At 66.9% G+C, this 26,979-nt stretch carries 29 protein-coding genes; 12 read left to right on the plus strand and 17 right to left on the minus strand.

The features are described from left to right. Positions 1–115: 115 nt before the first annotated feature. From V5F89_RS07520 to V5F89_RS07555, 8 genes are all read right to left on the minus strand, one after another. A complete protein-coding gene (locus tag V5F89_RS07520; protein WP_338445044.1) occupies positions 116–1,330 on the minus strand; it encodes an argininosuccinate synthase in 1,215 nt (404 codons plus the stop codon). A 105-nt stretch (positions 1,331–1,435) separates the two neighbouring features. Then, positions 1,436–2,692 carry a cyclopropane-fatty-acyl-phospholipid synthase family protein gene (locus V5F89_RS07525; protein ID WP_338445045.1) on the minus strand — a complete coding sequence of 419 codons (1,257 nt, stop codon included), beginning with the start codon at positions 2,690–2,692 and terminating at the stop codon, positions 1,436–1,438. A gap of 44 nt (positions 2,693–2,736) precedes the next feature. Continuing rightward, positions 2,737–4,041: a class I SAM-dependent methyltransferase gene (locus V5F89_RS07530; RefSeq protein ID WP_425334381.1), complete on the minus strand. Its 1,305-nt coding sequence runs from the start codon at positions 4,039–4,041 to the stop codon at positions 2,737–2,739. 132 nt (positions 4,042–4,173) lie between these two features. Then, a complete protein-coding gene (locus V5F89_RS07535; RefSeq protein WP_338445047.1) occupies positions 4,174–4,911 on the minus strand; it encodes a molybdopterin-dependent oxidoreductase in 738 nt (245 codons plus the stop codon). Further along, positions 4,908–5,570, minus strand: coding sequence for a cytochrome b/b6 domain-containing protein (locus V5F89_RS07540; protein WP_338445048.1), 663 nt, complete (start codon positions 5,568–5,570; stop codon positions 4,908–4,910). Before V5F89_RS07540 ends, V5F89_RS07535 begins: the two co-directional genes overlap by 4 nt. Then, the gene (locus tag V5F89_RS07545) at positions 5,567–6,346 is read right to left on the minus strand and encodes an SDR family oxidoreductase (RefSeq protein ID WP_338445049.1); all 780 of its coding nucleotides are present in this window, start codon (positions 6,344–6,346) and stop codon (positions 5,567–5,569) included. Before V5F89_RS07545 ends, V5F89_RS07540 begins: the two co-directional genes overlap by 4 nt. 107 nt (positions 6,347–6,453) lie before the next feature. Beyond that, the gene (locus V5F89_RS07550) at positions 6,454–6,825 is read right to left on the minus strand and encodes a glycine zipper 2TM domain-containing protein (RefSeq protein ID WP_338445050.1); all 372 of its coding nucleotides are present in this window, start codon (positions 6,823–6,825) and stop codon (positions 6,454–6,456) included. Between the two features lie 150 nt (positions 6,826–6,975). Next, complete coding sequence (locus tag V5F89_RS07555) at positions 6,976–7,572, minus strand: FMN-dependent NADH-azoreductase (protein ID WP_338445051.1); 597 nt, start codon at positions 7,570–7,572, stop codon at positions 6,976–6,978. Between the two features lie 42 nt (positions 7,573–7,614). On the opposite strand from V5F89_RS07555, the gene V5F89_RS07560 reads away from it, so the two are divergent. Continuing rightward, positions 7,615–8,040 (plus strand): helix-turn-helix domain-containing protein, encoded by a 426-nt coding sequence (locus V5F89_RS07560; RefSeq protein ID WP_338445052.1) that lies wholly within the window; start codon positions 7,615–7,617, stop codon positions 8,038–8,040. 7 nt (positions 8,041–8,047) lie between these two features. Here the strand turns inward: V5F89_RS07560 and V5F89_RS07565 are convergent, their stop codons facing one another. Genes V5F89_RS07565 through V5F89_RS07575 form a run of 3 tightly spaced genes read right to left on the minus strand, consistent with a single transcriptional unit; the run spans position 8,048 to position 9,924 of the window. Beyond that, positions 8,048–8,707 carry a peptidylprolyl isomerase gene (locus V5F89_RS07565; protein WP_338445053.1) on the minus strand — a complete coding sequence of 220 codons (660 nt, stop codon included), beginning with the start codon at positions 8,705–8,707 and terminating at the stop codon, positions 8,048–8,050. Positions 8,708–8,758: 51 nt separating this feature from the next. Beyond that, entirely contained in the window at positions 8,759–8,935 is a 177-nt protein-coding gene (locus V5F89_RS07570) for an alpha-hydroxy-acid oxidizing protein (RefSeq protein ID WP_338447535.1), read from the minus strand. Next, positions 8,860–9,924: an alpha-hydroxy acid oxidase gene (locus V5F89_RS07575; RefSeq protein WP_338445054.1), complete on the minus strand. Its 1,065-nt coding sequence runs from the start codon at positions 9,922–9,924 to the stop codon at positions 8,860–8,862. The genes V5F89_RS07570 and V5F89_RS07575 overlap by 76 nt, the downstream gene beginning before the upstream one ends. Before the next feature lie 105 nt (positions 9,925–10,029). On the opposite strand from V5F89_RS07575, the gene V5F89_RS07580 reads away from it, so the two are divergent. Further along, positions 10,030–10,419, plus strand: coding sequence for a BlaI/MecI/CopY family transcriptional regulator (locus tag V5F89_RS07580; protein ID WP_338445055.1), 390 nt, complete (start codon positions 10,030–10,032; stop codon positions 10,417–10,419). After that, positions 10,416–11,984, plus strand: a complete 1,569-nt coding sequence (locus V5F89_RS07585) for a M56 family metallopeptidase (RefSeq protein WP_338445056.1) — start codon at positions 10,416–10,418, stop codon at positions 11,982–11,984. Before V5F89_RS07580 ends, V5F89_RS07585 begins: the two co-directional genes overlap by 4 nt. A 42-nt stretch (positions 11,985–12,026) precedes the next feature. On the opposite strand, the gene V5F89_RS07590 is transcribed toward V5F89_RS07585, so the two are convergent. Together V5F89_RS07590 and ypfJ are read right to left on the minus strand one after the other, a co-directional pair. Continuing rightward, positions 12,027–12,701 (minus strand): hypothetical protein, encoded by a 675-nt coding sequence (locus tag V5F89_RS07590; protein WP_338445057.1) that lies wholly within the window; start codon positions 12,699–12,701, stop codon positions 12,027–12,029. Further along, on the minus strand, positions 12,679–13,545 hold the full coding sequence (gene ypfJ, locus V5F89_RS07595) for a KPN_02809 family neutral zinc metallopeptidase (protein WP_338445058.1): 867 nt from the start codon (positions 13,543–13,545) through the stop codon (positions 12,679–12,681). Before ypfJ ends, V5F89_RS07590 begins: the two co-directional genes overlap by 23 nt. Before the next feature lie 110 nt (positions 13,546–13,655). Between ypfJ and V5F89_RS07600 the strand changes: the two genes are divergently transcribed. The 5 genes from V5F89_RS07600 (at position 13,656) to V5F89_RS07620 (ending at position 19,300) form a co-directional block, all read left to right on the plus strand. After that, complete coding sequence (locus V5F89_RS07600; protein ID WP_338445059.1) at positions 13,656–14,411, plus strand: 3-hydroxybutyrate dehydrogenase; 756 nt, start codon at positions 13,656–13,658, stop codon at positions 14,409–14,411. Positions 14,412–14,419: 8 nt separating this feature from the next. After that, the gene (locus V5F89_RS07605) at positions 14,420–15,916 is read left to right on the plus strand and encodes a M28 family peptidase (protein ID WP_338445060.1); all 1,497 of its coding nucleotides are present in this window, start codon (positions 14,420–14,422) and stop codon (positions 15,914–15,916) included. Positions 15,917–16,016: 100 nt separating this feature from the next. Next, a complete protein-coding gene (gene guaB, locus V5F89_RS07610) occupies positions 16,017–17,471 on the plus strand; it encodes an IMP dehydrogenase (RefSeq protein WP_338447536.1) in 1,455 nt (484 codons plus the stop codon). An 82-nt stretch (positions 17,472–17,553) separates the two neighbouring features. Continuing rightward, entirely contained in the window at positions 17,554–18,735 is a 1,182-nt protein-coding gene (locus V5F89_RS07615; protein WP_338445061.1) for an RsmB/NOP family class I SAM-dependent RNA methyltransferase, read from the plus strand. 58 nt (positions 18,736–18,793) lie between these two features. After that, positions 18,794–19,300 (plus strand): tetratricopeptide repeat protein, encoded by a 507-nt coding sequence (locus tag V5F89_RS07620; protein ID WP_338445062.1) that lies wholly within the window; start codon positions 18,794–18,796, stop codon positions 19,298–19,300. Between the two features lie 31 nt (positions 19,301–19,331). Here V5F89_RS07620 and V5F89_RS07625 read toward each other — a convergent pair whose 3' ends face one another. Beyond that, positions 19,332–19,805 carry an RNA pyrophosphohydrolase gene (locus V5F89_RS07625; protein ID WP_338445063.1) on the minus strand — a complete coding sequence of 158 codons (474 nt, stop codon included), beginning with the start codon at positions 19,803–19,805 and terminating at the stop codon, positions 19,332–19,334. Positions 19,806–19,819: 14 nt separating this feature from the next. After that, the gene (locus V5F89_RS07630; protein WP_338445064.1) at positions 19,820–20,773 is read right to left on the minus strand and encodes an alpha/beta hydrolase; all 954 of its coding nucleotides are present in this window, start codon (positions 20,771–20,773) and stop codon (positions 19,820–19,822) included. Between the two features lie 176 nt (positions 20,774–20,949). Here V5F89_RS07630 and V5F89_RS07635 point away from each other — a divergent pair, with 176 nt between their 5' ends. The 4 genes from V5F89_RS07635 (at position 20,950) to V5F89_RS07650 (ending at position 25,719) form a co-directional block, all read left to right on the plus strand. Next, positions 20,950–22,884 (plus strand): 2-oxoacid:acceptor oxidoreductase subunit alpha, encoded by a 1,935-nt coding sequence (locus V5F89_RS07635; protein WP_338445065.1) that lies wholly within the window; start codon positions 20,950–20,952, stop codon positions 22,882–22,884. Continuing rightward, a complete protein-coding gene (locus V5F89_RS07640) occupies positions 22,881–23,915 on the plus strand; it encodes a 2-oxoacid:ferredoxin oxidoreductase subunit beta (protein WP_338445066.1) in 1,035 nt (344 codons plus the stop codon). The genes V5F89_RS07635 and V5F89_RS07640 overlap by 4 nt, the downstream gene beginning before the upstream one ends. Before the next feature lie 91 nt (positions 23,916–24,006). After that, on the plus strand, positions 24,007–24,618 hold the full coding sequence (locus V5F89_RS07645) for a hypothetical protein (RefSeq protein WP_338445067.1): 612 nt from the start codon (positions 24,007–24,009) through the stop codon (positions 24,616–24,618). Positions 24,619–24,747: 129 nt separating this feature from the next. Then, the gene (locus V5F89_RS07650; protein ID WP_338445068.1) at positions 24,748–25,719 is read left to right on the plus strand and encodes a metal-dependent hydrolase; all 972 of its coding nucleotides are present in this window, start codon (positions 24,748–24,750) and stop codon (positions 25,717–25,719) included. Between the two features lie 83 nt (positions 25,720–25,802). Here the strand turns inward: V5F89_RS07650 and V5F89_RS07655 are convergent, their stop codons facing one another. Then, on the minus strand, positions 25,803–26,540 hold the full coding sequence (locus V5F89_RS07655) for a phosphatase PAP2 family protein (RefSeq protein ID WP_338445069.1): 738 nt from the start codon (positions 26,538–26,540) through the stop codon (positions 25,803–25,805). Between the two features lie 12 nt (positions 26,541–26,552). After that, positions 26,553–26,969, minus strand: coding sequence for a hypothetical protein (locus V5F89_RS07660; RefSeq protein ID WP_338445070.1), 417 nt, complete (start codon positions 26,967–26,969; stop codon positions 26,553–26,555). Between the last annotated feature and the right edge of the window lie 10 nt (positions 26,970–26,979).

Raw genomic sequence — 26,979 nt, forward strand, 5'->3', positions numbered from 1 at the left:
TCTCGAGACTGCGCCGCGAAAGCGAGTCGCGCAAGCTGGCAAGCCCCGGGTTATCCACTATGCCCGGATTTCTCTGTGGACAGGGGTGGATAAGTCCACCGTCCGTCGCAAGCCCTCAGCGGTCGCGCTTCGCCAGCAGCTTCAGCCGCAGCGCGTTGAGCTTGATGAAGCCCTGCGCGTCGGCCTGGTCGTAGGCGCCGGCATCGTCCTCGAACGTGACGTGTGCCTCGGAATAGAGCGAGTTGGCGGACTTGCGCCCGACGACGCTTGCCAGCCCCTTGTAGAGCTTGAGCCGGACGGTGCCGCTCACTTTCTCCTGGCTGAGGTCGATCGCGGCCTGGAGCATCTCGCGTTCCGGGCTGAACCAGAAGCCGTTGTAGATCAGCTCCGCATACTTGGGCATCAGCTCGTCCTTGAGATGCGCCGCGCCGCGGTCGAGCGTGATCTGTTCGATGCCGCGGTGGGCGCGGGCGTAGATCTCGCCGCCGGGGGTCTCGTACATCCCGCGGCTCTTCATCCCGACGAAGCGGTTCTCGACCAGGTCGAGCCGGCCGATGCCATGCCGGCGGCCGAGATCGTTGAGCGCGGCGAGCAGCGTCGCCGGGCTCATCGCCTCGCCGTTCAGCGCGATGCCGTCGCCGCGCTCGAAGTCGATCGTGATGTATTCGGGCCGGTCGGGCGCGTCTTCGGGGTGGTCGGTGCGCGAATAGACGTAGTGGGGCGTCTCCTCCCACGGATCCTCCAGCACTTTGCCTTCGGAGGACGTGTGCAGGAGATTGGCGTCGGTGGAGAACGGGCTTTCGCCGCGCTTGTCGGTCGGCACCTTGATCTGGTGCTTTTCCGCCCAGGCGATCAGCGCGCTGCGGCTGTTGAGGTCCCACTCGCGCCACGGGGCGATCACCGTGATGTCGGGAGCGAGCGCGTAGGCGGACAGCTCGAAGCGCACCTGATCGTTGCCCTTGCCGGTCGCACCGTGGGCGATCGCGTCGGCGCCGGTCTCGCGCGCGATCTCGACCAGCCGCTTGGAGATCAGCGGGCGGGCGATGCTGGTGCCGAGCAGGTAGTCGCCTTCGTAGCGGGCATTGGCGCGCATCATCGGGAAGACGAAATCGCGCACGAATTCCTCGCGCAGATCCTCGATGAAGATGTGCTTGTCGGGAATGCCCATCGCCCGCGCCTTCTCGCGCGCCGGCTCGATCTCCTCGCCCTGGCCGAGATCGGCGGTGAAGGTGACGACCTCCAGCCCGCGCTCCACCTCCAGCCACTTGGCGATCACGCTGGTATCGAGACCGCCCGAATAGGCGAGGACGACACGTTTCACTTCGGACATTTCGCTAGCACTCCGTCAATCGGCGGGGCCGGTATCAGGGGGCGGGCGCGGGGGCAACGGGGAAGCTGTTGTTCGCCTGCAACCGTGCCTTGGCAGGGCGGTGCCCTACCGCTCGGGCGGGAGCAGGCGCGCCTCGGCCTCGCGCATGTAGTCGCGGGCGAGGGGCAGCGCGTGGCGGTCGCGGATGAACTGGATCTGGTAATTGCACATCCCACCGCTTTCGAAAGCCGACGTGGCCCCGGCGAGATAGAACATCCACATGCGATAGAAGCGCGCATCGAACATCCGCTCGATCTCTTCGCGATGGGCGATGCAATTGGCATACCATGCGCGCAGCGTCCGCGCGTAGTGCAGCCGCAGCGTCTCGACATCGGAAGCGATCAGGCGGACTTTCTCGCTCGCCGCGACCGTCTCGCTCAGCGCCGGGATATAGCCGCCGGGAAAGATATACTTGCGGGTGAAGGCATCGGTGCTGCCCGGCCCGCCCATGCGCCCGATCGTGTGGAGCAGCATGACGCCGTCGTCGGCCAGCATCCGGGCGCAGGCGCGGAAGAAGGTTTCGAACTGCGGGCGGCCGACGTGTTCGAACATGCCGACGGAAACGATCCGGTCGAAGGACTCTCCCCGATCGGCCAGTTCGCGATAATCGACCAGCTCGAAATCGACCCGGTCGGAAACGCCCGCCGCGGCGGCGCGCGTGCGGGCGAGAGCGATCTGTTCCTCGCTCAGCGTGATGCCCTTGACCCGCACGTCGAAATGGCGCGCGAGATAGATCGCCATTCCGCCCCAGCCGCATCCGATATCGAGCACCGTCCGCGCGCCTTCGACCGCCAGCTTCGCGGCGATATGCGCGAGCTTGGCCTCCTGCGCCTGGGCCAGCGTCATGTCTTCGCGCGGCCAGTAGGCGCAGCTGTATTGCATGTGCTCGGCATCGAGCATCAGTTCGTAGAGCGCGTTCCCGATGTCGTAGTGATGCGCGACATTGCGACGGGAGGATCGCGCCTGGTTGACCGATTCGAGCGCGAACCCGACCGAATTGCCCAGGCGGCGCAGGGGGCTGGCCTTCCGCAGATCCGCGTTCGCCTCCCACCGGGCGTTCGATCTGACGAGCTGGACGAGGTCCATCACATCGCCCTGCTCGATCACCAGGCGCCCGTCCATGAAGGTTTCGCCCGCGCCGAGGCGCGGATCGAGCAGGATGTCGCGCGCGACCCGGGCATCGGCGAGGCGGATGGCGACCTCGGGGAAATCCGGTGCGGGTTCGCCGAACTCCACGCGGCGCCCGTCCGCATGAACCACAGTGAGCCGGCCGGACTTTATCGCCCGGCCGATTGCCTTGTCGAAGAGCGATGCGGCATTCATCGCGGAGAGAAATAGTGTCCTTCTCCGCGGTCGAAAAGGGGGGGCTACTCCGCCGCTTCGCGCAGCGCCGGATCGAAGCGCCAGGTGGGAATATCGCCGCGATCGCGCAGGCGGGCGCTTTCCTCGTACATGTAATCGCGGGTCATCGGGATCGCGCCGCGATCTTTCACGTACTGGACCTGCCAGTTGACCATATTGCCGTGCCGGAAACTCTGTTCCGCCCCGGCGAGGTAGAACAGCCACATGCGATAGAACGTCTCGTCGTACATCGCGACGATCTCGTCCTTGTGCATGACGGTGCGCGCGTACCATTCCTCCAGCGTATGCGCGTAGTGGAAGCGCATCGCCTCGACATCCGCGACTTCCCAGCCCGCCTTCTCGCTTTCGGTCACCAGCTCGCTCAGCGCCGGGATATAACCGCCGGGGAAGATGTACTTGCGCGTCCAGGCGTCGGTGTAGCCCGGCGGGCCCGCGCGGCCGCAGCAGTGGCTGAACATGACCCCGTCGGGCTTGAGCAGCTTGTGCGTGTGCCGGAAGAACTGGGGATAGTGGATCGTGCCGACATGTTCGAGCAGGCCGACGCTGGTGATCCGGTCGAACTGCCCCTCCACATCGCGATAGTCCATCAGGGCGAACTTGACCTTGTCGTCCACCCCTTCGGCCTTTGCGCGCTCCTGGCAGAAGGCGATCTGGTCGGGCGCCAGGGCGACGCCGAGCACTTCCACCCCGTACATCTTGTGCAGATAGAGCGCGAGACCGCCCCAGCCGCATCCGATATCGAGCACGCGCATCCCCTCGCACTTGCCCGCTTCCAGATGGAGCTTGGCCGCGATGTGCGCCTTCTTGTCCATCTGCGCCTGTTCCAGCGTGTTCGACGGATCGCGGTAATACGCCATCGTATATTGCCGGTCTTCGTCGAGGAACCGTTCGTAAAGCTGCCGGGTGAGGTTGTAGGTGTGTTCGGCGTTGGCGCGCGCTTTCCCGCGAAGATTGACGCCGTCCAGCTTCGCGATCGCTTTCTGCGCGGCCTTGCGCAGGAAGCCTTGCGACTGGATCGCCCGGTCGCCGACGGACTTGGTGTTCTCGGTCACGAACAGCACCAGGTCGCGGATGTCGTGCGGCGGCTCGACCACCAGCCAGCCCCACATATAGGCCTCGCCCGCGCCGAGTTGCGGATAGCGGGCGATATGGCCGGCCGCGCGCTTGTCGGTCAGAGTGATGCGGATCGGCCCGCGCGCGTCCATGTCCTCGGGCGAGGGGCCGTAGCTACGCTCCTTGCCGTCGTGGTCGGTAACGACCATGCGGCCGCGTTTGATCGCCTGGGTCAGGAACTTGTCGAGCAGCCACATCGCGGCGGTATCTCCCCTTGCTTCGCGACAGGCTTCGCCCGAGCCGCCGGGGCCTGTCAACGACCGACGGCGTTTTGCCGAACTGCGTCGGTGATAACGCGCGACGCTGCGGACGGCACCGTCATGCCCGGCTCAGACCCCGGCATACCATTGATAGCCGCGATCTTCCCAGTATCCCCCTTCGCCGCGGCCGATCCCCTCCAGACTGGCGACGGCCTCGATCGCGGTGAGATACTTGGCATGTTTGTAGCCGAGCTGGCGCTCTATCCGCACGCGCAGCGGCGCGCCGTTGCGTTCGGGCAGCGGCTCGCCGTTGAGGCGGTGCGCGATAATCGTCTGCGGGTGATAGGCATCGATAAGGTCGATGCTCTCGTAATAGGGGGCGTCGCGCAGCCGGTCGGCACAGCGGAAGACGATGTATTTCGCCTCCGGCAACAGCTCCGCGCCTTGCAGGATCGTGCCGAGCTGCGGCCCGGTCCATTCGCCGATGGCGCTCCACCCCTCGACGCAATCGTGCCGGGTGACCTGGGTCCGCTGCGGCAGGCGGCGGATGTTGTCCATGCTCAGCGAGAGCGGGTGGCGGACCAGCCCGCGCACTTCGAGGCGCCAGTCGGCGAACCCCTGCGCCAGCGCCGCGCGATAGGCATCGCTGTCCACCGTGAGCGAGCCGTTGCCGCGGAAACTGGGCGAGATCGCCGAACGGTCGTATTCGGGCGCCAGCGCGGTCCGGGCGGCGAAGAGCCGCTGGGCCTTGCGGTGCCAGTCCTCGGCGGCGGCGAGGGCCTTCGCCCCGGGGCCGCTGTCGGCGACTTTCGAGCAGCCGGCGGCAAAAGCGGCGCCCATGCCGATCAGGACGTTGCGACGCCTCATTCGCGGCCCCCGGTTATCATGTCGCGCAACTGCCGAACTGGGCCGGAGACCAGCACCAGCAGAACGTGGACCACGAAGAAGGCGAACAGCGCCCAGGCGGCGAGAAAGTGGATCGTGCGAACCGACTGCCGCCCGCCCATGGCCTCTATCAGCCAGGACAGGTGCGGTTCCCAGCCTGGGCTGATGCCCATGCCGGTCACGACCATCAGCGGCAGCAGAACGCCGAGCACGAGGCCGTAGGCGAGCTTCTGAAGGAAATTGTACTTGCCCCCGTCGTGGTGGAAATTGAGCCGAAGGTGGGCGGCGATATCCTCGCGGATCGCGCTCCAGCGCCATTCCCGCGGCGCGGTCGCGATATCGCGCCGGAAATGCCCGTTGGCGAGCATTGCCGCCCACATGAACAGCAGGCCCAGCGCGAAAGGCCAGGCCATCAGGATGTGCCAGTCGCGCGCGGCGGCGAGACTGTAATGGCCCGGTATCGTCATCCATCCGGGGAAGCGCGGCACGCTGAGCCAGGCGTCGCGCGGATCGAAGCCCCAATCGCCCCAGTAGAGGTGCGGATGCGCATTGGAGATGTTGAGGCCCGACATGAACAGCACGACCACGCAGGCGAGGTTGAGCCAGTGCCACAGCCGGGTCGAGAGGGCGTGCCGCTTCACCCGGCCGCGCCTTCGCGCGCGAGGTAGATGACGTCGCGCGGTTGCGAGAGCAGGTGCTGCCCGCTGTCGACGTAAAGCGTCTCCCCACTCGCCAGCCAGCCCTGCGCCAGCCACAGGCAGGCCCGGGCAATCTCGTCGGCCCCGGTCTTGCGCTGCAGCAGGTTGAGACGGTGCGACACTTCGGTTTCCGCCTCGCTCTGGTCGTGACTCGCCAGGATGGCGCCGGGGGCCAGCGCATAGACCCGGTCTTCCGCCCGGGCGGCGCCCATCGCCAGCATCGGCACGGTGGCCGCAGCGGCGTGCTTGCTCATGGTGTAGCTGAAGAAGTCGGGATTGGGATTGGCGAGTTTCTGATCGGTGATCTGGATGACCCGCCGTCCGCCCCGGGCGCGGGCGCCGGCGAGGAAGGCCTGCGCCATTCGCGCGGGGGCCAGGGCGTTGACCTGCATCGCGCGCGACCAGATGGACGGATCGAGCGCGCGCACGTCGTCCGGGCGGAATATCGAAGCGGAATTGATCAGCACCCGCCAATCGGGCAGCCGCGCGGCGAGATCGTCGATCATTCCCACCGCCGCTTCGCTGTCCGTAAGATCGCAGTGGACCGTTTCGGCGGAGGGGAGGGAGGCGGCAAGCGCATCGGCCGCGCGCGCGGACTGGTGGAAATGCACCACGACGTGCCAGCCCTTGGTGCCGAAATGGCGCGCGATCTCGGCCCCGATGCGCTTTGCGGCGCCGGTGACCAGGACAGCCGGCCGGTGTTGCTCGGGCTCGTTCATCGCCTCCACTCAAGCACAGCGAGGCCGGCGGGCAAAGCAAAAGACGCGCCGTTCGGGCGAACGGCGCGTCCTCACTGTAATCGCAGATGAGGCCGAAACCCCTCAGCCTAGCGGCATTTGAGCGTGCCGCGGTCGATCTCGCGACCGATCACCGCGCCGACGGCACCGCCCAGGATCGCACCCAGCGTTCGATCGCCGCGCCCTGCGATCTCGTGTCCGGCGAGCGCCCCGACACCCGCGCCGATGACCAGGCCGGTGGTGCCGTTGTCGCGGCGGCAGTAGTAGCGGCCGTCGTCGCCGCGCCACATGTACGAACTGCGCGTGATCCGGCGCGGCTCGTAATAGCGGCCGCGATCGTCGTAGCGCGAATCCTTGTAACGCTTGCCGTGCGCCGGTGCCCAAGGCGGCGGATCGGCCATCGCCGGGGTTGCGGTGACCGCCATGGAGGCGGCGGCGATTGCGAACAGTGTCTTTTTCATCTTTCGACTCCCTAACTGGGCCTGCGGTGCCATTACGACCCACCTTGTTCATCGATCCCCAACCTCAGATGAACGGGTTTGCGCCTGAGGGAGACCTCCGACAAACCGATGCGGGCGTGCGGCGAACCGTTGCGCAAGCGTCGGAAAGCGTCAGAGCTGCGCGATCCGCTCCCTGGCATCCGCAATGGCCTGATCGCGAACCTCCGGTCCGAAGCCGGTCTTTTCCGCGCGGACGAAGGTTACATCCGGCAGGCCGATGAACGCGAAGAAATCGCGCAGCAAGGTTTCCTGATGCTCGGCCGGGCCGCCCATTTCGTAGGCGCCGCCGCGCGCCGAGGCGACGATCACCCGCCGGCCGCCGGCGAGCCCTTGCGGAGCGCCGTCCTTGTAAGTGAACGTGACCCCGGGCACGCCGAGCCGGTCGATCCATGCCTTGAGCTGGCTGGGGATGGAGAAGTTGTACATCGGCGCGCCGACGATCACGACGTCCGACGCGAGGAACTCGTCCAGCACTGCGCGTTCCTCGGGGAAGACGTCGGCCATGGCCGCGTCGTGGGTTTCGGGCGGCTGGTGAATCGCGCCGGTGCGCGCCACGTCGATATGCGGCAGGGGGTCGGCGACGAGATCGCGCTCGATCACGTTCGCGCCGGGATTGGCGGCCCGGAAATGATCGACGATCGCCTGGGTCAGCACGCGGCTGACCGAACTGTCGCCGGTGCTTGCGCTATCGATACGGAGGATTTGCATGGCTCGTTGATTCCCTGGTTACGGATGATAACTAGGAGGCATATGGATACTGTCGCCACATCGCTGCAAGGAGGCACATCGTCGTCCGCAGGGCACATCGATGTGACCGGGGGCGACCATGTCGCGGTTCGCTGCCGGGCGGTGAACGACATTCTCGCCCGGGTGGGGGACAAGTGGTCGATGCAGGTCGTGATGACGCTTGCCGACGGGCCGGTGCGGTTCAACGAATTGCGCCGCGCGATCGACGGCATCTCGCAGCGCATGCTCACCCGCACCCTGCGCGCGCTGGAGCGCGACGGGCTGGTGTCGCGCGCGGTTACCCCCAGCGTGCCGCCGCGGGTGGATTATTCGCTGACCGATCTGGGGCGGTCGCTGCGCGAGCCGGTTCTGGCGCTTGGCAGCTGGGCCATGGCCAATCGCGAGACGATCGAGGCGGCGCGCGCGGAATTCGATCGGCGCCCGGTCTGACCGCGGTTCAACTTTCGTCCGCGGGCACGCGCCGTATCTTCACGATTTCGATGGGAGGGTCGAGCATCTGGCCCTTCATCCACCCTTCGCCTGCGTCGGGATCGGTCGGCGCGGCGTGGATCGCCTCGACCACGTCCATGCCCTCGACCACGCGCCCGAAGGCGGCATAGCCGGCGCGCAGTTCGGGATCGTCGGAAGCCGGGTCTGCATCCATCCCCGGCTGTTCCTGCAACACGATCGAAAAGTCGCCGGTCGCCGTTCCCGGCGCGTTGCGGGCCATCGACAGCGCGCCGCGCACGTGGGTAACGCCGGTCTCGCTGGTCGGTTCGTGCGCGATCGGCGGCAATACGCGTTCGGGATCATGCTGCGTTCCGGCTTGGATCAGCCCGTTCGGCTGTTCCCCCCATTCCAGCGGCATCGCGCGATAGAACACGGTCCCGTCGAACCGCCCTTCGTCGACGTAGCGGAGGAAGTTGGCCGCGGTCACCGGCGCGCGTTCGGTTTCGATCCGAGCGGTGATATCGCCCAGTTCGGTTTCGATCACGACCAGCGCGGTTTCGTGGGTGCCGGCGGGTGCAGGGGGCGGAGCGGGCGCAGGGTCGTCCTGCGCGCTGGCGGCGGCGGCGAGCGCGAATGGCGCGGCGAGAAGGGCGAATCGCGTGAACATCGCGCTTATCGTAGCGCCCGCGGCGGGATCGGCCCAGATGGCCGCACGGGTTCAGCCGCCATGGCGGCTGCGCAACATCGTGCGATCCAGCTGGTCGACCTGCGTCACGCCCATCAGGCGCATCCCGCGTTCGATCTCGTCGCGCAGCAGGGTCAGCGCGCGCTCGACCCCCGGCTGCCCCGCGGTGGCAAGGGCGTAGAGATGTAGAGATAGAGCCGCCCGCCCGATGCCGCGCTTGCGCCGGTCGCCAGCGCCTTCAGGACATGCGTGCCCCGGCGTATGCCGCCGTCGCAGATTATCTCGATTTCGCCGCCGACCGCGTCGACGATCTCCGCCAACTGGTCGAACGGCGCGCGGCTGCCGTCGAGCTGGCGGCCGCCGTGGTTCGAAACCATGATCGCGTCGGCCCCGATCTCGACCGCCCGCCGCGCATCGGCCGCGCTCATCACACCCTTGAGGCAGAAGGTCCCGCCCCAGTCCTGCCGGATACGCGCTGCGGTGTCCCAGTCCATTGCGGTGTCGAGCATGGTGTTGAAATATTCGGCAATGCTCACCGCCTTGCCCGTCCCTTCGCTGACATGCGTGTCGAGGTTGGGCAGGCGAAACTTTTCGCGCAGCACGTAATCGAGCGTCCAGCGCGGCCGCGTGGCATACGACCAGACGGCGGATGGGGTGAAGCGGGGCGGGGTGGTGAAGCCGCTGCGCTGGCAGCGTTCGCGCTTGCCCGAAACGATCGTGTCCACCGTCAGCGCCAGCGCGTCGAATTCGGCCGCCTTGCACCGCGCGATCATCGAAGCGTTGAGGCCGGCATCCTTGTGGACGTAGAGCTGGAACATCTTGGGTGCGGAAACGAGCGCTGCGATTTCCTCAATGCTCACCGTGGCGAGGCTGGAGATGCCGAACCACAGGCCGAAACGCTCGGCCGCGCGGGCCACCGCACGCTCGCCCTGCCAGTGGAAAACCCGCTGGAGCGCGGTCGGGCTGAGGATCAGCGGCAGGGCGCTGTGCCGTCCCATGATCGTGCAGCCGGTGTCGATCTGCGCCACGCCGGCGAGCACGTTGGGCACCAGGTCGACATCGTCGAACGCCGCCGTGTTGCGCGCCTTGGTCGCCTCGTCGTCGGCCGCCCCGTCGATATAGTCGAACACCGGCCAGGGCAGGCGGCGCCGCGCCAGCTGGCGCAGATCTTCGACATTGTGACAGTCCGACAGACGCATGATCCGGCTCTACCAGCGGCATGAGCCGCCGCCAATCGGTTCATCCACGCTTCATGTTTACAAACGTAATCGGTATGTCTACAAGTGTAGGCAAGGGAGGGTTCGATGGCTAGACCCGATGACGACAGGCCCGATCGCATCAGCGAGGCCGAACATGCGGTGATGGAAGTGCTGTGGGAGAAAAACCCGCTGACCGCCGCAGAGGTCTGCGCCGCAGTCTGCGAGGAGCGCGACTGGAGCCTGCCGACAGTCAAGACGCTGCTCTCGCGCCTGGTGACGAAGCAAGCGGTCGCGACCCGGCCCGATGGTCGTCGCTTCCTCTATTCGCCCTTGCTGGCGCGCGCCGATTATGTCGGGGGCGAATCGCGCCGGCTGGTCGATCGACTGTTCGGCGGCCGTGCAGCGCCGCTGTTCGCGCATCTCGCGCAGGAAGAGGCTCTGACCGAGGACGATCTTGCCGAGATCGAGGCTCTGCTGAAGGAGCTGCGGCAATGAGCTGGCTGATCGAAACGCTCGTATGGACCGCGGCACTCATCGCGCTGGTCCTGTTGTTGCGGCGGCCGGTGGCCCGCCATTTCGGCGCGAAAGCCGCCTATGGCCTGTGGCTGCTCCCCTTTGCGCGGCTCCTGCTGCCGCCGGTGGTCCTGCCGGCCTGGCTCGCGCCGCAGCCGGAGGTGGCCGACAGTGCCCCGCCGGTCGATGAATTCGCGTACTTCGCTTTCGACCCCTCACTCCTGCCGGACGGGAGCGGCCCGGTGCAGGCAGCGTCGCCGAACATCCCCTGGGTGGCGGCGCTGCTTGCACTGTGGCTGGCCGGGGTGGCGGGATTCCTGTGGCTGCGGTTTTCCGCCTATCATCGCGCCCGCCGCATCCTGCTCGCCGATGCCGTGCCGGTGGGGGAAGCAGGCCGGGTCCGCCTGGTCGAAACGGTCGAGACCGGGGCGCCCATCGCGTTCGGCGTGCTCGACAAGGTGGTCGCGCTCCCGCCCGGCTTCATGGCCTGGCGCGACCGTGCCGCGCGCGATCTGGCGCTGGCGCACGAACTGGCACATCACCGCGGCCACGATCTGCTCGCCAATTTCGCGGCTCAGTTCCTCTTCGCGCTGCATTGGTTCAACCCGCTCGCCTATCTCGGCTGGCAGGCCATGCGCCGGGATCAGGAGGCGGCGTGCGATGCGCGGGTGATCGAGACACGTGATCGGCAGGCGCGCGCCGAATATGGGCGGGTGATCGCCAGCTTCGCCGCCGGACCGCGTGTGGCGCTCGCCGCGCCGATGGCCTGCCCGGTGCTGGGGGACAAGTCGATAATTCACCGCCTGAGGAGCCTGACGATGAACGATATCACCCGGCGCCGCCGGATGGCCGGTCGCGCTATCCTGGCAGCCGGCCTGCTGGCCCTGCCGCTGACCGCGACCGTGTCCTATGCCGAGAGCATGGAAGTGCCAGCGCCGCCGCCCGCACCCCCGGAGGCTCCCCGGGCGCCGGAACCCCCTGTGCCCCCCGCCGTTCCGCTTGCGCCCGACGCACCGCCTGTGCCGCCTGCGCCGCCGGTGCCGCAGCCGAGCGAAGATGCGCGCCGGATCAAGGTCGAACGGATCGACATCGACGATGACGACCCTCGCTCGGCTCACGTCCGCCGGATCGAACGCGACACGGCGTGGACGACAGCGGAACAGGCGCGCCTGAAGGCGAAGCTGGGTCGCGACATGTCGGCCATGTCGGAAGCCGATCGGGCGGAGTTCGCGGCGGACATGGCGCGGCTCGAAGCCGACTTGCGTGAACTCGACGGTCTCGATCGGCGGATCGAGCGGGAAGTGCGGCTGGCGCTGGCGAACGCGCCGAAAGTGATCGAGGGATGCCGTGGCGACGAGATCGTCCACCAAAGTCGCGAGAGCGGCCGCGAGGTTATCCGCATCTGTACCGCACGGATCAATGCCGAGGCTCGCGCCGGGTTGCGTCAGGCGCGGGCCGAAGTCGCCCGCGACCAAGCGCTTTCGGCGGAAGTCCGCGCGCGCGCCCTGCAGTCGATCGACGAGGCCATTGCCCGAACGCCCCGGTAGCAGTGAGCCGTGGCACGATTGCCGCGGATGCCGGCGCGCACCTTAGCCGCCGATGTCCTGAACGACTTCCTCGGAGACGAAGATGATCTCGTCGGTCCCGCCGCCTTCGCGGTCTCTCGGCGCCGGCGGCGTGGCGAGGGAGGGAGGCCTGTCCCGGTCTTCCCATTCGACGCCCTTTTCCTCGTCGACGCGCACTTTGGCAAATGCGGGCCGCGCCGGATAGGAACAGCCCATCTGCTGGCCCAACCCCTTCAGGTAGCCGCGTCGGATGGCGCCGGCCACGATAGCGGCCTGGAACTGTCGCTGATGATCGGCGGCTCCGGTGATTTCCCGGACGATGCTGCGGAAAGGAATGAACGAGCCGATCGCGCTTTGGGCGATGCGGCCCACCGAAATCGCGCCGCCTTCCGCGTCGGCCACGTCGAGGTCGGGCCCCAGCACGGCATCGAGTTCCGCGATCGCGCCGCCGATCTCGCCGCAATCGTCGAGGCCGTCGCTTGCGTAAGGGGCTTTCGTCGCCGCCAGCAGCTGATCCGGTATCGGGTCCTTTGCCAGATTGAGATCGGTCAGCGGCGTCTTTGCGACGTCCTCGACATCCGGCTCCCCGCCCATGCCGCCTTGCGCTCGGGCTGACAGCGGAGCTGCCAGCAGCGCCGCGCTCGCGGCGATGGCGAGGAAGGTGCTTGCGCTGGCGCTAGCGCGTTTGGAAATAGGCATCGCAAACCGTGTCATCGCCACTCTCCATGCCCCGGCGCAGCGCATCCATGCGCTGCGTGCTCGATCCGTGTGTGAAACTTTCCGGATTGGCCTGTTGTCCCGCGCGCCGCTGCAGCGTGTCGTCGCCGATGGCGCTGGCTGCGCGAAGCCCTTCCTCCATGTCGCCGGGTTCGATCAGATTGCGGTTCTTGCCCGCCCACACACCGGCGTAGCAATCGGCCTGCAATTCCATCAGGACCTGCAACCGGTTCGCGCTGCCCGGATTCTGCGCCTGGGCGCTGCGGACCTGCGCGGCCAGGCCGGTGAGGTTCTGGATATGATGACCGTATTCGTGCGCCATGACGTAATAGCGCGCGAAGTCGCCTCCGGCTCCCAATTGCCCGGAGAGCGTGTCGTAGAAGCTCGTATCGATATAGATTCCCTGGTCCGCCGGGCAGTAGAACGGGCCGCTGGCGCTCGAGGCCGCGCCGCAGCCGGACGGCGTGCCGCCCTGGTAGAATTCCAGCACAGGGTCTTGAAACGCGATTCCGGCACGCGCGAATTCGGGTTGCCAGGTGCGATTGAGCGAATCGAGCGCGTTGCACGCTTCGAGCGCATAGGCGTTCTGTTGGCAGACTTCGGTTTCCGAAAGCCCGGCCTGCTGCTGGCCGTTCGGCGCGGTTTGCTGCACGCTGTCGAGCGTGCCCAGCATCTGCCCGGGGTCGACGCCGAACACGAGCGCCGCGATCACGACGACGACCAGCGATCCGCAACCCAGCTTGCCTCCGCCGCCACCCGGAAAACCCCCGCCGGTGCCGCCCTGCCGGACGCGGATATTGCCTGGATCGAACCGTTTGAGCCGCATCGTTTCCTCCCTGCCGGTGCCTGCGCGATGATATCCTCTGGACAGAGGCCTTTGCGGTCGCGAAAGCGGTTATGCAGTGCGACGCAATTGAAATCCACGGGAGTTTTGACATGTTCCTCACCGGCAAGCGGGCTCTGATTACCGGATCGACATCGGGCATCGGGCTCGCCATCGCGCGTGCGCTCTCGGGCGAAGGGGCGCAGGTCGTGCTCAACGGCTTTGGCGACGAGGACGAAATTGCGTCGTTGTGCGATGAGCTGGGGGCCGAACACGTCGGTGCCGACCTGACCACTGCCGAAGGATGCGAGGCGCTGATGGACGCAGCCGGTCCGGTGGACATACTGGTCAACAATGCCGGAATGCAGCACGTCGCCCCGGTGGAGGAATTTCCGGTCGAGCGGTGGGACGCGATCGTCGCGCTCAATCTCTCGGCCGCGTTCCACACCGTCCGCCGCGCGGTGCCTCATATGAAGGCGCAGGGGTGGGGACGGATCATCAACACCGCCAGCGCCCATTCCAAGACCGCTTCGCCTTTCAAGAGCGCCTACAACGCTACCAAGCACGGCCTGGACGGGTTCACCAAGACCGTCGCCCTCGAACTGGCGCAGAGCGGGGTCACGGCCAACTGCATCAGCCCCGGCTATGCCTGGACGCCGCTGGTCGAGAACCAGATTCCCGACACGATGAAGGCCCGGGGTCTGACGCGCGAGCAGGTGATCAACGACGTGTTGCTCGCCAAGCAGCCGACCAAGCGTTTCGTGCAGCCCGAGGAACTCGGGGCCCTGGCAGTGTTTCTTTGCCGTGAGGAGGCGAGCAACGTTACCGGCGCCAACTGGAGCGTCGATGGCGGCTGGACCGCCGAGTAGGAGGAGCGATGGCGACGGGGGCACATGCGGCACGCCGGGCGCTGGCAGTTGTTTGCGCGCTCGTCGCCGCGAGCTGCGCCCCTGCGCGTATTGCGCCGACACCCGCCGATGCGCTGAACGCGATCGAAAGCGAGCTTGCCGCCGACATCGCCGTGCTGGCCGGCGATGAGTTCGAAGGGCGCCGGCCGGGTACGCCGGGCGAGGCGAAGACGTTGCGCCATCTTTCGCAGACCTGGCAGGCCGCCGGCCTCGAATCGGGTACCAACGACCCCGCCAATCCCTGGTTCGCTCCGGTCGCGCTGCAGCTCAATACGCCCGACCGGTCGGTTGCGCATTTCTATCGCGGGGGGCGCGAAATCGCGGTGCCCGAAGGTGCGGTGCACCTCTACACCTCCGGCCGTCGTTCGCTTCTCGAACGCAGTCCCGTCGTGTTCGTGGGCCGGGCCGGGGAGGCGCTCGACCAGTCGGAGCTGGCCGGTCGCGTCGCGTTGATGCTGTGGGATCACCCGCGCAAGATCGAACAGCACGACGCGTTGCTGGAAAAAGGGGCGGCGGCGGTGCTGGCGGTCGTGCCCGACGATGCCGAGTTGCGCGAACTGACCGACCGCCGCAGCAAGGGTTCCTATCGCCTGCTGCATGACGAGGACGGTGCCAGGCTGGATGGGCTGATATCGGCGGCGGGTGCGCGCGCGCTGCTGGGGGCGGATCGTTTCGCGGCGCTTTCCGCCGCGGCCGCGCTTCCCGGCTTCCGCCCGCGGCCGCTCGATCTCGAAGCCCGGCTGGAGGCGACGTCGCTCCAGGCAGAGGTGCGCACGCACAACCTGATCGCCCGCCTGCCGGGCAGGCGCCCCGATGCGGGCGCGGTCCTGCTGCTCGCCCACTGGGACCATTTCGGGCACTGCGCCGAAGGCGATCAGCCGGTCGCGATCTGCAACGGTGCCGTGGACAATGCCAGCGGGCTCGCCCTTCTGAGCGCGGTCGCGCGGCGGCTTGCCGGGCAGCCGGCGCAGCTCGACCGCGATGTCTACTTCCTCGCCACCACGGCCGAAGAATGGGGCCTGCTGGGCGCGCGAGCGTTCGCGCGCGATCCGGCGCTGCCGCTCGATACCATCGTGGCCGCGTTCAATGTCGATACCGTGGCGATCGCTCCGCGCGGCGGGCCGGTCGCCATCGTCGGCCATGCGATGACGGCTCTCGACGACGATGTCGCGCGGATCATCGCCGCGACCGGGCGCAAGGCGGGCGATCACGCATACGCCAACCGCTATCTTCGGCGGCAGGACGGCTGGGCGCTGCTCCAGCACGATGTACCCGCCCTGGCCGTTTCCGCCGCCTTTGCCGATCGCGAGGCGCTGGAGACTTTCATGCGCGAGCGATATCACCGCGCGGGGGACGTGGCCGACGACCGCCTCGAACTGGGCGGCGCAGCGGAAGACGTTCTGCTGCACGTGGCATTGGTGCGCCATTTCGCCAGTATCGAGAGTTATCCCGCCCCTGCGCGTTGAGCCTGCGCGATTAATTGGCCTGCACCCCTAGCGGCTGGCGGGTCATGCGGTTACATGGGCCGCCACGATTCTCCCGGCGAAAGATTTTCACGTGGCTTCCATCGACATCCCCCTCGGCCTGACGTTCGACGACGTTCTGTTGCGGCCGGGCGAAAGCGACATTCTGCCTTCGATGGCGGATACGCGCACGCAGCTGACCCGCCAGATCGCGCTGAACATTCCGGTTCTTTCGGCCGCTATGGACACGGTGACCGAAGCCGACATGGCGATCGTCATGGCGCAACTGGGCGGGATCGGCGTGCTCCACCGCAATCTGACGATCGAGCAGCAGTGCACGGCGGTGCGTGCGGTCAAGCGGTTCGAAAGCGGCATGGTGGTCAATCCTATCACCATCTCGCCCGATGCGACGCTGGGCGATGCACAGGCGCTGATGCAGCAACATCGCATCAGCGGCATTCCCGTGACCGACCGCGGGGGCAAGCTGGTCGGCATTCTGACCAACCGCGACGTGCGCTTCGCCGAGAACCTGGCGCAGCCGGTGCGCGAACTGATGACGACCGACAATCTCGCCACCGTGCCGCTGGGCACCGGGCAGGACGAGGCGCGCCGCCTGCTGCACCAGCGGCGGATCGAGAAGCTGCTGGTGGTCGACGACGATTACCGCTGCATCGGGCTGATCACGGTCAAGGACATCGAGAAGGCGGTCAACTATCCGCACGCGACCAAGGATGCCGCCGGCAGGTTGCGCGTCGCGGCCGCCTCTACCGTGGGCGACAATGGACTGGAACGCACGAAGGCGCTGGTCGAGGCGGAAGTGGACGTCGTCATCATCGACACGGCGCACGGGCACAACAAGGATGTGGCGCGGGCGGTCGAACGGGCGAAGGCCCTGTCGAACTCGGTCCAGATCGTCGCCGGCAATGTCGCCACCGCGGAAGCGACGCGGGCGCTGATCGACGCAGGCGCCGATGCGATCAAGGTCGGGATCGGGCCGGGCTCTATCTGCACCACGCGCATCGTCGCCGGTGTCGGTGTGCCCCAGCTGACCGCGATCATGGACTGTGCGGAAGAAGCCGCGAAATCCGGCGTGCCGGTAATCGCCGACGGCGGCTTGCGGACCAGCGGCGACGCGGCCAAGGCGCTTGCCGCCGGTGCATCGACCGTAATGGTCGGCTCCATGCTCGCCGGAACGGCGGAAAGCCCGGGCGAGACGTTCCTTTACCAGGGGCGCAGCTACAAGGCCTACCGCGGCATGGGCAGCGTCGGTGCAATGTCGCGCGGCAGTGCGGACCGCTATTTCCAGCAGGACGTTTCGGCGATGAAGCTCGTGCCTGAAGGGATCGAGGGCCAGGTTCCGTTCAAGGGGCCGGCGGCCGACGTGATCCACCAGCTTGTCGGCGGGGTGAAAGCCGCAATGGGCTATACCGGCAGCGCGACGATCGACGACTTGCGCACGCGCGCGCGCTTCGTTCGCATCACCAATGCAGGGTTGAGCGAGAGCCACGTCCACGATGTGGCCATCACGCGCGAGGCGCCCAACTATCCCACGCGATGAGGGGGTCGTCCTCTCCCGGTAAGCGGGCCGTGCGGACGCCCGCGCCGGTTCGCAAGGCCGGTCTTGCCCGGGAAGCGGGAACGTGACCCCCGCCGCGCGTGTCCAGGCGGCCATCGAACTGCTCGACGCGATCGTCGCCGGCGCGCAGGGCCGCGGTGCGCCGGCCGACCGCCTTGTCGCGGACTATTTTCGCCAGCGGCGCTATGCGGGCAGCAAGGACCGGCGCGCGGTTCGCGACCTGGTCTATCGCGCGATCCGTGCTTGCGGCCCGGTTCCCGCGAGCGGGCGGGCCGCGATGGTACGGCTCGCGCGCGAAGATGCTTCGCTGTTGCCGCTGTTCGACGGTTCCCGGCACGGTCCCCGGCCGATTGCTGCAGAGGAGACCGTGGCCGAACCCGGCCTGGCCCCCGACTGGCTTGTCGATGCTCTCGCAGCCTCGGGCATCGCAGGGGCGGAGGCGGCGGCGCTGCTCGATCGCGCGCCTCTCGACCTGAGGGTCAATACCCTGAAGGCCGAGCGCGAAAACCTCGATTTGCCCGCGCCGGGCGAGCCGCTCGCCGCGCCTGACGCCTTGCGGTTCCCGGCCGGAACATCGGTCGACCAGTGGCCGGCCTATCGCGAGGGCCTGGTGGAAATCCAGGATCACGGCAGCCAGCTTGCCTGCCTTGCCGTCGGTGCCCGGCCGGGCGAGACGGTGATCGATCTGTGTGCCGGCGCAGGCGGCAAAACCCTCGCGCTTGCCGCGGCGATGGGCAATCGGGGCGTTCTGGTGGCCAGCGATACCGACCGCGGGCGGCTGTCCAAGCTCGACCCCCGCGCCGCGCGGGCGGGTGCCGGAATGATCGAGAGCGTCCTGCTCGATCCCGGGCGCGAGTTGGAAGCGCTCGAGCGATTTCGGGGCAAGGCCGATGCGGTGCTGGTCGATGCGCCCTGCTCGGGCACCGGCACATGGCGGCGCAACCCGGAAGCGCGCTGGCGCCTCGATCCGGTGCATCTGGCGCGGTTTGCGGAAACGCAGGATCGCCTGCTCGACCTTGCCGCGCAGCTCGTGCGTCCCGGTGGCCGGTTGATCTATGTGACCTGTTCGCTGCTCGATGCCGAAGGCGCCGACCGCATCGCTCGCTTTCTTGCCGATCGTCGCGACTGGCGCGGGGACGACGTATCCCTGCCGCTCGGCCGGGTTCGGGGGGACGGCACCCGCCTGACCCCCGCCCACGACGGCACCGACGGATTTTTCATCGCGCGCGCCACACTGGCGTGTTAACCTGAGAGTTATGGCAGACGATCTATCTGCAGTTTCCCTTTCCTTTCAGGAGTCGATCATGCGTTTTGCCCCTGCCGCCGCCGCTCTTATGCTGGTCGCCGCGATCACCGCGAGCGTCGGGCAAGGGGCCGAGCGCGAGGCCGATCCGCGTGCTGCGGCGCTGATGGCCGAAGGGCGAGCAGCGCTGGAGGTGCAGGAACCGCAGCGGGCGATCGACGCCTTCGAGGCGGCACTGGCGGTGGACCCCGGTTATACCGCCATTTACCTCGAACTGGCCCGCGCCGCTCGCGCCGAAGGGTTGCAGGGCAAGGCAATCCATTATTACCGGGAGGCGCTGGCGCGCGATCCGGGCAATCTTGCCGCGATCACCGGCGAGGGCGAAGCACTGGTCGAGAAGGGCGCGGTGGAAAAGGCGAAAGCCAATCTGGCCAAGCTCAAGAGCATGTGCGGCGAACGTTGTGCCGAGGCGCAAAAGCTCGCCTCCGCGATCGAACGCGGACCGAGTGCGCCGGTGCTGACCGCCGAAGCCGTCATGCCCGAAGCGCAGGTGACACAGACCAATTAGGTCGCTTGGCCCGGCCGGGGCCGGCCAGCCATCATACCAGCTCGCGGAAAGCCTCGAGCACGGTGCGATAGACGCGCTTCTTGAACGGCACGATCAGCTCGGGGAGCTGTTCGGGGTCGACCCATTTCCAGTCGCAGAATTCGGGCGGGTCGTGCGCGTCGAGGTCGATGTCGGCATCGGTGCCGGAAAAGCGCGCGAGGAACCAGACCTGTTCCTGCCCGCGATACCGGCCGCCCCACAGCTTGCCCATCAGCTCTTCGGGCAGGTCGTAACGAAGCGGCTCGTCCATCTGCTTGAGAATGGAAACATGTTCGGGCCGCACGCCGGTTTCCTCGGCCAGCTCGCGCATTGCGGCCTCGCGCAGGTCCTCCCCTTCGTCCACGCCGCCCTGGGGCATTTGCCACCAGTCGCCTTCCTTGTTGTCGATCCTCCGGCCGACGAAGGCGCGACCTTCGGCGTTGACCAGCATGACCCCCACGCAGGGGCGATAACCCAGTTCTTCCATGCGTCCGCCTTGCCTCAGGTCGTTCGCCGAGTCAGCATCAGTTTGATTGCGGCGATAAAAGATTCCAGATCTTTCTGCCCGCTCGGGATCGCCTTGCGCAATGTCGTGAAGCCGTGAATGTTCCCGGCGAACTCCAGATAAGTGACGTCGATCCCCAGCCCGATCAGGTGCGCGGCATAGTTGCGGCCCGAATCGCGCAGCGGGTCGAGCCCGGCGGTGCAAATCACAGTGGGCGGGGTGTTCGAACAGTCGCCGATCATCGGCATGTTGCGCTTGTCGTCGGGATCGGCGGCATATTGCGCGGTGAACCACGCCATCGCCGCCCCGGTCAGCAGGAAGCCGTCGGAAAAGTCGAAGAAGCTGCGATGCTGCGCAGGATCGTCCGCCACCGGGTAGATCGGCGCCTGCACGATCACCGGCACGTCGGCAGGTTCGGTGCCGAGCTGGTTGGTGGTGACGATGGTCAGGTTGCCGCCCGCACTGTCGCCGGTGATGACGAGGCCGGTGAATTCGCGTTCCAGCTCGGCCGGACTGGTCGCTATCCAGCGCGCCACCGCCTCGCAATCGTCGGGCGCGGCGGGGAAGGGGTGTTCGGGGGCCAGGCGATAGTCGACCGAAACGACCGGCAGGTCGAGCTGGTGGCAGATTTCCGTGCACAGCGCGTGGTACACTTCGATATCGCCGATCACGAACCCGCCGCCGTGGATGAACATGACGCAAGGGCCGGGTTCGCGCGATTCGCGCGTGTCGTAGAAGCGCAGCGGAATCTCGCCGCCGGGGCCGGGACAGGAGAGGTCGCGCACCACCGGCAGCTTGCGCGGTTCGGCTTCGGCCAGAAGGCCCATCGCGCGCATCCCCTCGCGCCCTTCCTCGACCGGCAATTCTTCGACGCCCGGGCGGCCCAGTTGTTCGAGCATGTCGAGAAATGCACGCACGTCGTCGCGTACGTAGTGATCGGCTTTGGCCATAATCCCCTCCGGCAAATCGGTTGCTTTTCGCAATCCTAGCGCGCGGGCAAGGCTTTTCCACTCGACATTTTGCTCCCCGGGGAGAAAAACTTCATTGCGGGAGAGGGGGAGGGTGCATACGTGCCGCCCCCCGAGAAGATTGCATCGCCAGGGCGCGGTGCGCGAAAGGAATTCCGATGGCTAGCCAGGCCGCCGTAAAGCCGCACGAAGCCGATTCCCCCGATGCCGTAGTGGTGCGTTTCGCCGGCGATTCCGGCGACGGCATGCAGTTGACGGGCGGGCAGTTCACTCTGTCGACCGCGCTTGCGGGCAACGATCTCGCCACGTTCCCCGACTTTCCGGCGGAAATCCGCGCCCCGCAGGGCACGCTGTTCGGGGTTTCCGCGTTCCAGATCAACTTCGGCAGCCGCCAGATCAACACCGCGGGCGATGCGCCCGACGTGCTGGTGGCGATGAACCCGGCGGCACTGAAAGTGAACCTGGCGGCGCTGAAGCCGGGCGGGTTGATCATCGCCGACACCGGAGAATTCACCAAGCGCAATCTCGACAAGGCGAAGTACGAGGCCAATCCGCTGGAAGACGGCAGCCTCGCGAAATACGATCTGCTGGCGTTCGACATCAGCGCGCTGACGATCGAAGCGGTCAAGCCGTTCGGGCTGGGCAACAAGGATGCGCTGCGCTGCAAGAACATGTGGACGCTGGGCCTGGCGCTGTGGATGTTCGATCGCCCGCGCGAGCCGCTGCATGACTGGCTGCGCCAGAAATTCCGCAGCAAACCCGATATCGCAAACGCCAATATCGCGGCGCTCGACGCCGGCCATGCCTATGGCGAAACCGCCGAGCTGTCGGGCCCCCTGAAGCAGGTCCACGTCGATCCGGTGCCGAGCGAGCCGGGCCTCTATCGCACGATAACGGGGGCAGAGGCGGTTTCGCTGGGCCTCGTTGCCGGTGCCCAGCTGGCCGAGCTGCCGATGTTCTTCGGCGGCTATCCGATCACCCCGGCAAGCGCGATCCTGCACCATCTCGCGCGGCTCAAGGAATTCGGCGTCACGACCTTCCAGGCCGAGGACGAGATTGCCGCGATCTGCGCCGCGATCGGTGCCAGCTATGCCGGCAGCCTGGGCGTAACCTCGTCCAGCGGCCCGGGCATCGCGCTGAAGGGCGAGGCGATGGGCCTCGCGATCATGACCGAGCTGCCGCTGGTGATCGTCAACTCGCAGCGTGGCGGCCCCTCGACCGGTCTGCCGACCAAGACCGAGCAGAGCGATCTCTACCAGGCGGTCTATGGCCGCAACGGCGATGCACCGATGCCGGTGATCGCCGCGCGCAGCCCGGGCGATGCGTTCGACTGCGCGATCGAGGCCTGCCGCATCGCGGTCGAATACATGACCCCGGTGATGCTGCTGACCGATGGCTATATCGCCAATGCGGCCGAGCCGTGGAAAGTGCCCGATCCGGCCCGCTACGCAAAGTTCCCGGTCAGCTTCCTGGCGGAAAAGAACGCGGGGGACGACCTGCTCCCCTACAAGCGCGACGAGAAGGGCGCGCGCCCCTGGATCAAGCCCGGCACGCCTGGCCTGATGCACCGCATCGGCGGGATCGAGAAGGCGGTGGACACCGGCCACATCGATTATTCGCCCGAAAACCACCAGACTATGACCGACGCGCGCAGGGACAAGGTCCTGGGCGTGGCGGTGCCCGATCAGGACGTCTGCCTCGGCAACGAGAGCGGACGTCTGGCGGTGGTCGGCTGGGGATCGACGTTCGGTCCGATCCACCAGGCGGTCGGCCGCGCGCGGCGCAAGGGGCAGGACGTCAGCCATATCCATGTGCGCCATATCTGGCCATTGCCGGGCAACCTGGGCGATCTGCTGCGCGGTTTCGACAAGGTGCTGGTGCCCGAAATGAACACCGGCCAGTTCAAGACCGTGCTGCGCGATCAGTTTCTGGTCGATGCCGAGCCGCTGACCAAGACCAGCGGGCAGCCGTTCCAGATCGCGGAGCTGGAAGAGGCGATCGGCAAGTACTTCGACGGTATTCCGGGCAACGAGGGCGGCGACGTGGAGCCCAACGACCAGCAGCTTCCCAATCCCGTGGGAGTCGAGAAATGAACGACATGACCCCCGTGCAGACCACGCTCAAGGACTGGGAAACCGACCAGGAGGTTCGCTGGTGCCCGGGTTGCGGCGATTATGCGATCCTCAAGGCGGTGCAGCGCACCCTGCCGCAACTTGGCGCCGATCCGGCGAACACCGTGTTCATCAGCGGCATCGGCTGCTCGAGCCGCTTCCCCTATTACATGGAAAGCTATGGCTTTCACACCATTCACGGCCGCGCGCCGGCGGTGGCGACCGGGGTGAAGCTGGCCAATCCCGATCTCGACATCTGGCTGGTCACCGGCGACGGCGACGGCCTGTCGATCGGCGGCAACCATCTGATGCACGTGCTGCGCCGCAACGTGAACATGCAGATCATGCTGTTCAACAACGAGATCTACGGGCTGACCAAGGGCCAGGCTTCGCCGACGAGCCGCGAGGGCACGAAGTCCCCCTCGACTCCGCTGGGCAGCTACGATCATCCGGCGCGGCCGGCCGCCTTCGCGCTGGGATCGGGTGCGCGGTTCGTCGCGCGCGGTTTCGACGTGTCGAAGAAGCTGCCCGACGTGCTCAAGGCGGCCCATGCTCACCAGGGTGCGGCCTTTATCGAGATTTTCCAGAATTGTATCGTCTATAACAAGGACGTGTTCGAGGATTTCGCCGCGCCCAAGGGGGCGGAGGACCGGCAGCTGTGGCTCGAGGACGGGGCGCCGATGCTGTTCGCCGGCGAGACAAAGGGGATCGCGCTCGACCGCGACCGGCTGGAACTCAAGGTGGTCGATGTCGTCGACGGCGATTGGCAGGTGGCCGACGTTCTGGTGCACGACGTTACCAATCGCTCGATCGCGCACATGCTGGTCGAAATGCCGTTCGGCCCGTTTCCGATGGCGCTGGGCGTTCTCTACGACGATCCGCGGCCCACTTTCGAAACCGCGGTGGTCGAGGAACGCGCGCGGGCAAGCGAGGGCAAGGAACCCGATCTCGCCCGGCTGCTGGGCAAGGGGCAGACCTGGACCGTCAGCGGAACCGCCGCCGACCCGGTTTGAGCAAATCGGCATCTTTTTCTGAACTTTCTGCCGCTTCGTTGGTTCGTATCGTGAAACCCGCCCCGGCGGGCAACACGAAGGAGAGCATGCGATGAAGAAGTACCACTTGTCCCTCGCCACCGCGACCGCGCTCGCATTTGCGCTGGCCGCGTGCGGAGAACCGGACGTTGCGGAAACCGACAGTTCCGCGGTGGAAGACTCCGCGGTGGAAGACGATGTATCCGAAGTCGCGGATTACGACCCGTCCGGCCGGGATTACACGTTGAACGAAGAAGCTCAGGCCCGCCGCGATGCGTTCGACGAGGGTGCGTTCCAGGACGAATACGGCAGCTATCGCGACGAGATCATGTCGGAACAGGTCCGCCTGATCGATGAAGGCGCCGGGGAGGACCAGGACCCGGCCGAAGCGCAGGCCGCTTCCGAACCGCGCGATCCGCAGACCAATATGCGCGCGCGGGAAAACATGACGTTCTCGTACCTCGATCGGAACGACGACGGGCAGTTGTCGGTCGCCGAATATGCCATCTGGGCCATTCCGCTCGATCCCACCGAGCCGAAACCCAACGATGAGAACGCGCCGTACGTGACGGCGGATCAGGCCAACAAGGCCGCGGATTCGTTCTTCTACTACGACCGCGATGGCGACACTTACCTGTCGCAGTCCGAATTCTCGGCCGCGCGAACGGGTGCCGACGTCGGCTGATCCGAAACAGGGGTAACCTTGCCAAGAAAAAGGGCGGCGGACATGCTCCGTCGCCCTTTTTGATTCCCGCGATCCACGGTACGTCCCGGCAGCCCGATGGGCGGGACGCACGAGTTTTACGGAGACCACGTGGACAACATCACCCACAGCCTTGTCGGCGCATTGATCGGGCAGGCGGGGCTCAAGCGGAAAACCGGGCTGGCGATGCCGGCGCTGATCGTCGGGGCGAACCTGCCCGACGTCGATGCGGCATGCTTCCTGTGGCTCGACGGGGTCGAGCATCTCGGTTTCCGGCGCGGGATCACGCACGGGCCGATCGCATGGGTTCTGTTGCCGCTGGTGCTGGCCGGCCTGCTCTACGCCTTCGACCGATGGCAGGCGAAACGCGGGACGCGGCCGGAAGGGCGCTTGCCGGTGCGGTTCGGCTGGCTCTACGCGCTCGCCTTCATCGGCTGCCTCACCCACCCGGCGCTCGACTGGCTCAACGTCTATGGCATTCGCCTGCTGGAGCCGTTTTCCAGCCAGTGGTTCTACGGCGATACGCTGTTCATCATCGACGTCTGGCTCTGGGCGCTGCTGGGCTTTGCGACCTGGTTCTCGCTCCGGCGGGAGAGGCGGGGCGGGGAGTGGCGGCGGCCGGCGCGGATCGCGATTGCGGTGGCCTTGGGGTATATCGGATTGAACGGGGCGATCTCGGCATCGCATGGCTGGCATTCCGCTAGCCCGCTATCCGACAGTGCCAAAACAATCAGTAGCCCGCTTCCAGTACTCTCGTTCGCACGAGACGAGTTGTCAGGAAAAGTGAACGACTGGCACTATCTCGATGGTTCCGCGGAAGCATGGGTGCCAATCGTTCCAGATGAAATGCGATGCGCTTGGCCCGACACCGTTCTTCTCCGTCGATCCAATAGGGATTTAGACGCTTTTCTATTTTGGTCCCGCGCGCCTTTCGCCGAGCGTGCGCCTGACGGCTCAGTGCTAATCCGCGACGCGCGCTTCTACCATCCGCGCGCGCGCGACAGGTTCAGCGTAGCGCTACCTGATGTTCGCTGCGAATCTCTTCCCGTTTCCGTTCGTGCTGAGGAGGCGGGAAGGTCCTGAGCTTGCGAAGGGCCGAGGCGCCGTCTCGAAGCACCGCGTGGGTCATTCGAGACGTGTGCTCAGCCTGCGGCTTCGTCTGCTCCTCATGAGAAACGGGGGTGGGGAAGCGGAGTACTGTCCGCGGCCGCCTTCGCAGGCTGATAGAGCAGCGCCGCCGCCAGAAACGCCCAACCGGTCCCGCCCAGCCAGCCCGCCACCACGTCGGTCGGAAAATGGACGCCCAGCAGCACGCGGCTCCATGCGACCATCGCGCTCAACCCCATCGCCGTGCCGATAATCGCAAGACGAACCCACTGGCGCCGGCTCATGGCGGCGAAGGCGAGCGCCATGGCGACGTAGACCGCCGCCGCGTTGAAGCTGTGACCCGACGGGAAGCTCTGCCCCACCGAGTCCATCAGATGCGGCACGATCTGCGGCCGCTCGCGCCCGACGAGATGCTTGAGCGCGCTATTGACCAGCCAGCCCGCGATCACCGTCATAGCGAGCAGCACCGCCTCGCGCCGCAACCTCAGGAACAGCAACGCGACGACCGCGCCGAGCGCGAACAGGTTGCGCAGGACGACTCCGCCGAGCGCCGTCACATCGCGCACGATCTCGCGAAGCGCCGCCGGCCCGGCGAGGCCGAGCTGCTCGCCGCTGCGCGCCATGAGGAGGCCCGCACGGTCGAAGCGGTCCGCGTGGCCGCTCGCGACCAGCCAGACGATGAGAGCAAAGCCGATCCAGCACAGCACGCCTGCCGCCAGCGCCTTGCGCCGGTCCAGGGCAAATCCGCGTTCGGGCAGGCGGACGGTTTCGGCGGGCAAGTGATGCCTGTCGTTCATCGAAAGGCGATCCTAGGCCGAAACGATGCGGCGGATCATCAGGCGCTTGGCGACGAGCACGGCCACTAGCGGGAGGACCGCTGCCGCCGCCAGCATCCAGTCGGGATGGGGGAACATCTGCGTGGTCCACAGCCCTGCCAGTGCGATTACCAGGCCGACGATCCACGCCATCAGGACGCGGCCCGACGCCGCGATGGCGGTGCAGGCGCCGGCAAGCGCCCCGAGGAACCAGGCAGCGGCCACCGAGATCTTGGCCCCCATCGGCATCAATTCCATCAACCGGGTCCGATCGTCCGCCACGGCGAGGTCGAAGCCTTCGGGCGGGGGAAAGATCGCATGGCCGATCCCTTCGACCACGAAGACCCCGGCGACTGCCACCACGATCCCGCCGATCGTTGCCACGATGTTGCGCAATGCCGGATTCGCCATCGCCATTCTC

This window comes from Pelagerythrobacter marensis (assembly GCF_036700095.1).
Classification (GTDB): Bacteria; Pseudomonadota; Alphaproteobacteria; order Sphingomonadales; family Sphingomonadaceae; genus Pelagerythrobacter; species Pelagerythrobacter marensis_A.